Raw genomic sequence first — 5,584 nt, 5'->3', positions numbered from 1 at the left:
TCTCGCGACACACCTCAAGGATCGCCCACCCGCCCCACAACAGCATTTAGCAACACGGCCTAGAACACTGCCCGGCCGACTGTGACGCGTCCTGCTACCGGTGCCTGCGCAGCTTCCGCAACCGGTTCGAGCACAACCTGCTCGACCGTCAGATCGGTGCTGCCCTGTTGCGGTATGTCCTGGACGGCACCAGCCCGGTGCTGAACGAGGTCCGGATGAGCCAGTCGATCGACAAGCTACTCGCCGACCTGCAGAGCCGTGACATCGCGGGCATCGAGTTCCTGAAGAACGAACCGGCGCTCATCCCGGGGATCGGGTCGGTCACGGCCCCGATTCTCGCTCGCGGCAATGGCGGTGACCGCATCTTCTACATCCAGAGTCCGCTGACCCGGGACACCCCGCCCACGCAGGAACTCTGGGACGCAAAAGAACTCGGTGGTGTACCGATCCACCCGATCGACGACATCGTCGTCACCCGAAACCTGCCCGTCGCGAGCCAGCAGGTGCTGCGGTGGCTGAGCTGAACGAGACGAGACTCTACGACACCGGTATCAGCCACGGCCCTGCGGTCCTGCCGGCCGTGCCCGCGATGTGGAGCTACTCCTCACTGAAGGAAGCCGAGACCTGCCCGCGCCGATTCGCCCTGGCGCGAGCGGACTACCCGGATCTGTGGAAGCAACGCGGGTACCCGCGGCTGCCGAACCTGCCCGCGATCAAGGGTGACGTGGTGCACGGGGCGCTGCAGATCATCGTCACCGCACTGGTCACGGCGGGCTGCGTCTCGCCGCGTACCGCCGACGCCGTCACGGTGCTGCGGGATCTCGGAGGCTACACGGCTGTCGCGCAGCGCACCCTTGACGAACAACTACGACGACTCGATGGCAACCCTCGGATGAGCGCGGACCGGCGAGAACAGGTCGACCGTGCCCTCTCGGACTGGCTGCCGGAGGCGCGCGAACAGATCCAGAGCTACCTCAACCGCATGACGCTGCACCCACATCCCACGCCGGCGCCGGCCGGTGCGCCGACCCGGCTACCCGTGAAGCGCTATCCGATTCGGGGAGGTACCCATCCCGAACGCGAACTGGTGGCCGCGCACCTGCGTGTGAAAGGTCGCGTCGACGTGCTCAGCGTCGACGCCGACGGCGCGGAGATCACGGACACGAAGACAGGCGCCGAGGCCCCGACCCACCGGGACCAGCTCCGGCTGTACGCGCTGTTGTGGACGGATGACCGCGAGAGCAACCCCGACGCTCTCCCGGTGACCGCGCTGGTTGTCGCCTACCCGCACCGGGATGTGGTGGTGGCCGTCCCGACGGAGGCGGAACTCGCGGAGCTCCGCGCGGAGGTGACCGCCAGGGTCGGTCGCGCCGACGCTATGGTTGCCGCGGACCGTCCGGCAGCCGTCGTGGGGGAGCAGTGCGGCGCGTGTGACGTGCGCGGCCTGTGCGACGCGTACTGGGAAGGGGGTGCGTCGAACACCGTGGATGTTGTCGACGGCGGCTGGTACGACGTGGAGGGAACGGTGCTGCGGGAGCACGGCGTGAAGAGTTGGGTGCTGCGGGAGAGGCGTACTGGCAGCGACCTACTCGTGCGTACGCCCCGCCCATCGTTCACCTTGCCGGTCGGCGAGCAGGTGAGGATCCTGGGTGTGAAACGCACTATCGACCCTGACGAGGCGGATGCTCTGATCGCCTCAGCAAACAGCAGCTCCGAGATCCTGTCCGTGGTGTCCCGATAGTCAAGCCTGCTGGGCGGTCGCCGGCGATGTCTGCTCGGACGGCGCATCCTCGACGTCGGGAAGTGACACGCGTGCCCCGTGCCGGAGGGGGCGCACCAACCGGTGGGTGCGCATCGACTCGGCGACAGCGGCTTGACGGGCACGGCGATGCCCCCAGCGTTCGAACCACCACTGAGCGACCGCAGCTTCCCCTTCAACCTGTTCGGGATCCACGAGATAGCTAGGGTCCGGGTCGATGCCGAGCGAGTAGTCGCGGAGATTCTCTACTAACCGCACTCCGTACACGATTCTTTCGCGGCCGTGCTTGAGCAGTTCGTTGCTTGACCATCCGAGCGCAGCAAGACCGAGCCGAACCTTCCGCAACCGCGGGCTGACGCCCTCACCGAACAGGCTGTTGACCCGGACCGTCGCGCCTTGCAGTCGGGACAGTCTGACGAGCGCGTCGACGGTGTCGTCCGTGAACTGCGACGTGCCGAAGGACCGGGAGCGTCCGAGTTGATGGAAGCTGATCTGCTGGTCACCCGGTCCACCCATGACCTCAGCCGGCCACCGCAGCCGGTTGTATTGGCTGGATCCGCTTCCGTAGAGCGAGGTCGTGCTGATAAAGGCGAGGCGCGACTCGCGTTCGATGCCTCGTCCGGCCATCGCGGACGCGATCTCACTGGGCCGCGCGTACTTGGTGCGGTAGGCGGATATCACTTTCGGGGAGACGGCTAGCGCACCGACGAGCTTGCCGGCAGCCAGAGCGTTGTACGGCGCCACCGCTCCGCACACCGTCAGGTCCGCGATGACCGTCCCCACCCTTTCGCCGCGCGCGCGACGCACAAGCCGACGTACCTGCGTCCTCGCCTTACTGTCCTTCAACGCCGCGGCGAGACCCTCGGCGGTCGGCGTGGGCTGCAGATAGGGATTCAGGACGAGAGCAGTCTCAAGCGTGTCCGCGAGTGCCGTTGCCCGCTTGCTGCGGAACAGGGGAGTTCGGGCCCGTTCAGCCCAGTCGTCTCGTTCGATCTGCCGGACTTCCCGCAATGGTGTGCGGTGGTGCTTCTGCCGGTGTCGCTCGGCGTCGGCGCGTAGGAGCGCGACCGCCTCGAGGGTGGGCTGCTGCAGTGCCGCGGGCTGGAGGACGTCGTCATTGAGCAGGTCCTCGACATAGATCTCGTGGAGTTGTGTGTCGATGCGCGCGGACAGCCATTGCGCCACCTTCTGTGTCGGCGTCTCGCGGATCGATTCGAGGAAGGTGTCGGTGTCCCATCCCATCCACTGGTCGCGTTCGGCGATCTGAACGACGGGGCTGGAGATGGCGGCGAGTCCGATGACCGCATGGTGCGCGGTGGCGGCGTCGCGAACCAGGATCGGCATGGACCGTCCCGGCACGGTGAAATACGCGTTCGACCAGGTGTGGCGGAAGTACCGCCAGATGTCGTGTAGTGCGAGTCCGGTGTGCTCGCATTTCCCGCTATCGACGATCTGCACGTACGGCTGTATCACAGCGCTCGGGTTATCCGCGGTCTCTAGCGCGTCGGCAAGCTCTCGACCATCACGCATCAAGTTGAAGATCGACACCAGCCCGCTCGCATGCTCGCGAGGCTTCTCCATGCGTTCGATGAATCGGCGCACGCTCGGTTGGCGGAGCTGAGGGTCACGTCGAAGGTGCTCCTGCCGCCGGATGCGGGCCTTCTCCGTCTCGGGGTCGGGGTGCGATGGAGGGGGCATGAGCAGTGGGCCGTGCCGGTACAGCTTGAGTGTCCACCCTTGTTCGGCGAGGTCGATGAGGGTGTGCGCGGCCGCGCCGAGCGTGGGGCGATTGTAGAGGTCAGTGATCTCGGCCTCCGCGAACACACGCTCTCGGACCACGCGCCGCCGGGGATCGAGGGGCACGGTGGAGAGCACCTTGCAGAGACGGAGGAATCCCTCGCGTTCAGTCCGTGATGTTCCGGCCGGGAGGGAGATGTTGACGTATTTCGTCTCGTCTTCGTTAGTCACGACTTCTCCAGCATCCGCCCGTATGTGGTGCCCCATTCCAGCAGCAGGGTTCGGTAGTCCTCCTCGTGGGCGCCGGCGGCGGCGATGGATCGTGCGAAGGACAGCAGAAGCAAATCGAGGGCGGTGCGTACTGGCGCGGCGGCGTCGCCCATCTCCTGCAGTGGCCGGTACAGCGCAGCGTAGCCCGGGTGATCGGTGTTCATCGTGACGTTGAGGAGGCGTTGCCGCAGCGTCAGGTCGAACATGGAATCTCCGGTCAATTGGTTGGCGCCCAGGCGATAGCTCAGCGCGCCGTGAGCACGCCCGCGGGTGCGGATCACGGGTAGATCCGCATCCGCGGCACCGGCGATTCGGCAGGAGCCTTGGACCGCGGCCTCAAACTTTACCTCTTCGAACGCCTGCCTCACCCGGGCGTTCAGGATCCGAGCGACAGACTCGAGCTCCGGCTCGAGGGCTTCTCGGAGCGTGGCGCTGGGGCGGATCCCCTGCTTGTTGACGGTGATGCCGAAGTGCTCATCAAGCGCCGGATGGAACTCGATCTCGCATCGCCACCAGTCGTCGTAGTTCTCCTTGCGTTTGCCGCCCATCAGGTGCCAACCGTTCGCGATCTCTCGTCCCGCGCGGAGGATCGATACGCCGCCGCCTCCGATGATGCTGCGGCGACGTTTTGTGGTGTTGTCGAGGTTGTGCCATTGCGCGACCGGCAGCATGGTGAAGGTGACCGTGACATGGCTGGTCGATCCGGTGGCGGTCGCGATCTCGTATTGGAGTGGTTCGAACGCGAGCCGCGCGGTATGCCCGTGGAGCGTCGTCGTCCGCATCGTCGGGTCGAACGCCTCGACGATGCTGCCGTTGATGCGCAGCGTGAACGCGCCGGTGAGGAAGCGGCGGAACATCCGTCCAAGGTCTTTGTGGAGAGCGCGTTCCAGCCACGCCAGGCGCTGGTACGCGATGCGGTCGCAGTCGTGCCAGACCACCCGGCAGCCCGACGGCGACTCGCCGGCTGAGCCTGGCGACGGGGCGAGATCGGCGGGGTGGCCAGTCACGACGGCGTCGACGTCGAGCGTCACGGACTGCGCTGTAGATCCCGGCCGCCATGCGGTGACCTCGATTCGTCGCGCCTGGCTGAGGGACGCGGCGGGAAGTCCCATCCCAAACCTGCCGAAGGAATCGCGTGCATCGAACCGCGATGAGCCCCCGAAGCGCAGACACGCTGCCAGCTCTGCAGTATCCATGCCGCCGCCGTTGTCTTCGATGCTGATCCGGGGCAGGTTGCGGTCAGCGTCTCGATCGACCCGGATGTCGACGAGCGTCGCGCCAGCCTGGAGGGAGTTGTCGACGAGTTCGGCAAGAGCGCTCGACACGTTCAGGTAGCCAGATTCTCGGACGGCGCGGATGAAGTTCGCGGGCATGACAAGGCTGTCATCGCGCCGATGAATCCGGTCCATGCGGGGTCCCTTCAGTGCGGAACGGGGTCACTTCAGAGTAGCTCGCCGGGCACGTCAGCGCAGGCAATGAATCCGCGCGATTTCTTGTGACACCCGCGCGGTGGTCAAGTCCCCGGTAGTGGTGTAGCCGCCTTGTGATCCTTCGGTGCTGGGTCAGGCGCTGAGTTCGAGGATGCTGTCGGTCACCTCCTCGGGGCCGGTGTCGGGAAGCAGGCGCAGGCGGGACTTGGCGAGGATGTCGAGGCCGAGGTAGCGGCGGCCTTCGGCCCATTCGTCGGTCTGCTCGGCGAGGACGGCGCCGACGAGGCGGACGATGGCGTCGCGGTTGGGGAAGATGCCGACGCTGTCGGTGCGGCGACGGATCTCGCGGTTGAGTCGCTCGTTGGGGTTGTTGGACCAGATCTGCGAC

General features: G+C 66.3%; 5 protein-coding genes. 2 read left to right on the top strand and 3 right to left on the bottom strand.

Annotated features, from left to right (window positions below; translation table 11 throughout):
- Nucleotides 1–215: 215 nt before the first annotated feature.
- Both AS96_RS06320 and AS96_RS06315 read left to right on the top strand, forming a co-directional pair.
- A complete protein-coding gene (locus AS96_RS06320; RefSeq protein ID WP_036287108.1) occupies nt 216–524 on the top strand; it encodes a hypothetical protein in 309 nt (102 codons plus the stop codon).
- A complete protein-coding gene (locus AS96_RS06315) occupies nt 512–1,741 on the top strand; it encodes a PD-(D/E)XK nuclease family protein (protein WP_036287104.1) in 1,230 nt (409 codons plus the stop codon). Before AS96_RS06320 ends, AS96_RS06315 begins: the two co-directional genes overlap by 13 nt.
- Here AS96_RS06315 and AS96_RS06310 read toward each other — a convergent pair whose 3' ends face one another.
- From AS96_RS06310 to AS96_RS06300, 3 genes are all read right to left on the bottom strand, one after another.
- The gene (locus AS96_RS06310) at nt 1,742–3,727 is read right to left on the bottom strand and encodes a Druantia anti-phage system protein DruA (protein WP_036287101.1); all 1,986 of its coding nucleotides are present in this window, start codon (nt 3,725–3,727) and stop codon (nt 1,742–1,744) included. It abuts the gene before it with no gap.
- Nucleotides 3,724–5,175 carry an ATP-binding protein gene (locus AS96_RS06305; protein ID WP_036287096.1) on the bottom strand — a complete coding sequence of 484 codons (1,452 nt, stop codon included), beginning with the start codon at nt 5,173–5,175 and terminating at the stop codon, nt 3,724–3,726. The genes AS96_RS06310 and AS96_RS06305 overlap by 4 nt, the downstream gene beginning before the upstream one ends.
- A gap of 153 nt (nt 5,176–5,328) precedes the next feature.
- On the bottom strand, nt 5,329–5,584 hold a 256-nt coding region (locus AS96_RS06300), incomplete at its 5' end, for a transposase (RefSeq protein WP_197017267.1).

The sequence above is a fragment of the Microbacterium sp. MRS-1 genome, assembly GCF_000585455.1.
GTDB classification, from domain to species: Bacteria; Actinomycetota; Actinomycetes; order Actinomycetales; family Microbacteriaceae; genus Microbacterium; species Microbacterium laevaniformans.
The sequence above is the reverse complement of the archived record's forward strand: the minus strand, read 5'-3'. Positions and strand labels throughout refer to the sequence as shown.

Coding starts and splice junctions, on each gene's coding strand:
- AS96_RS06320 (WP_036287108.1), top strand. CDS start 216: ATGAGCCAGTCGATCGACAAGCTACTCGCCGACCTGCAGAGCCGTGAC.
- AS96_RS06305 (WP_036287096.1), bottom strand. CDS start 5,175: ATGGACCGGATTCATCGGCGCGATGACAGCCTTGTCATGCCCGCGAAC.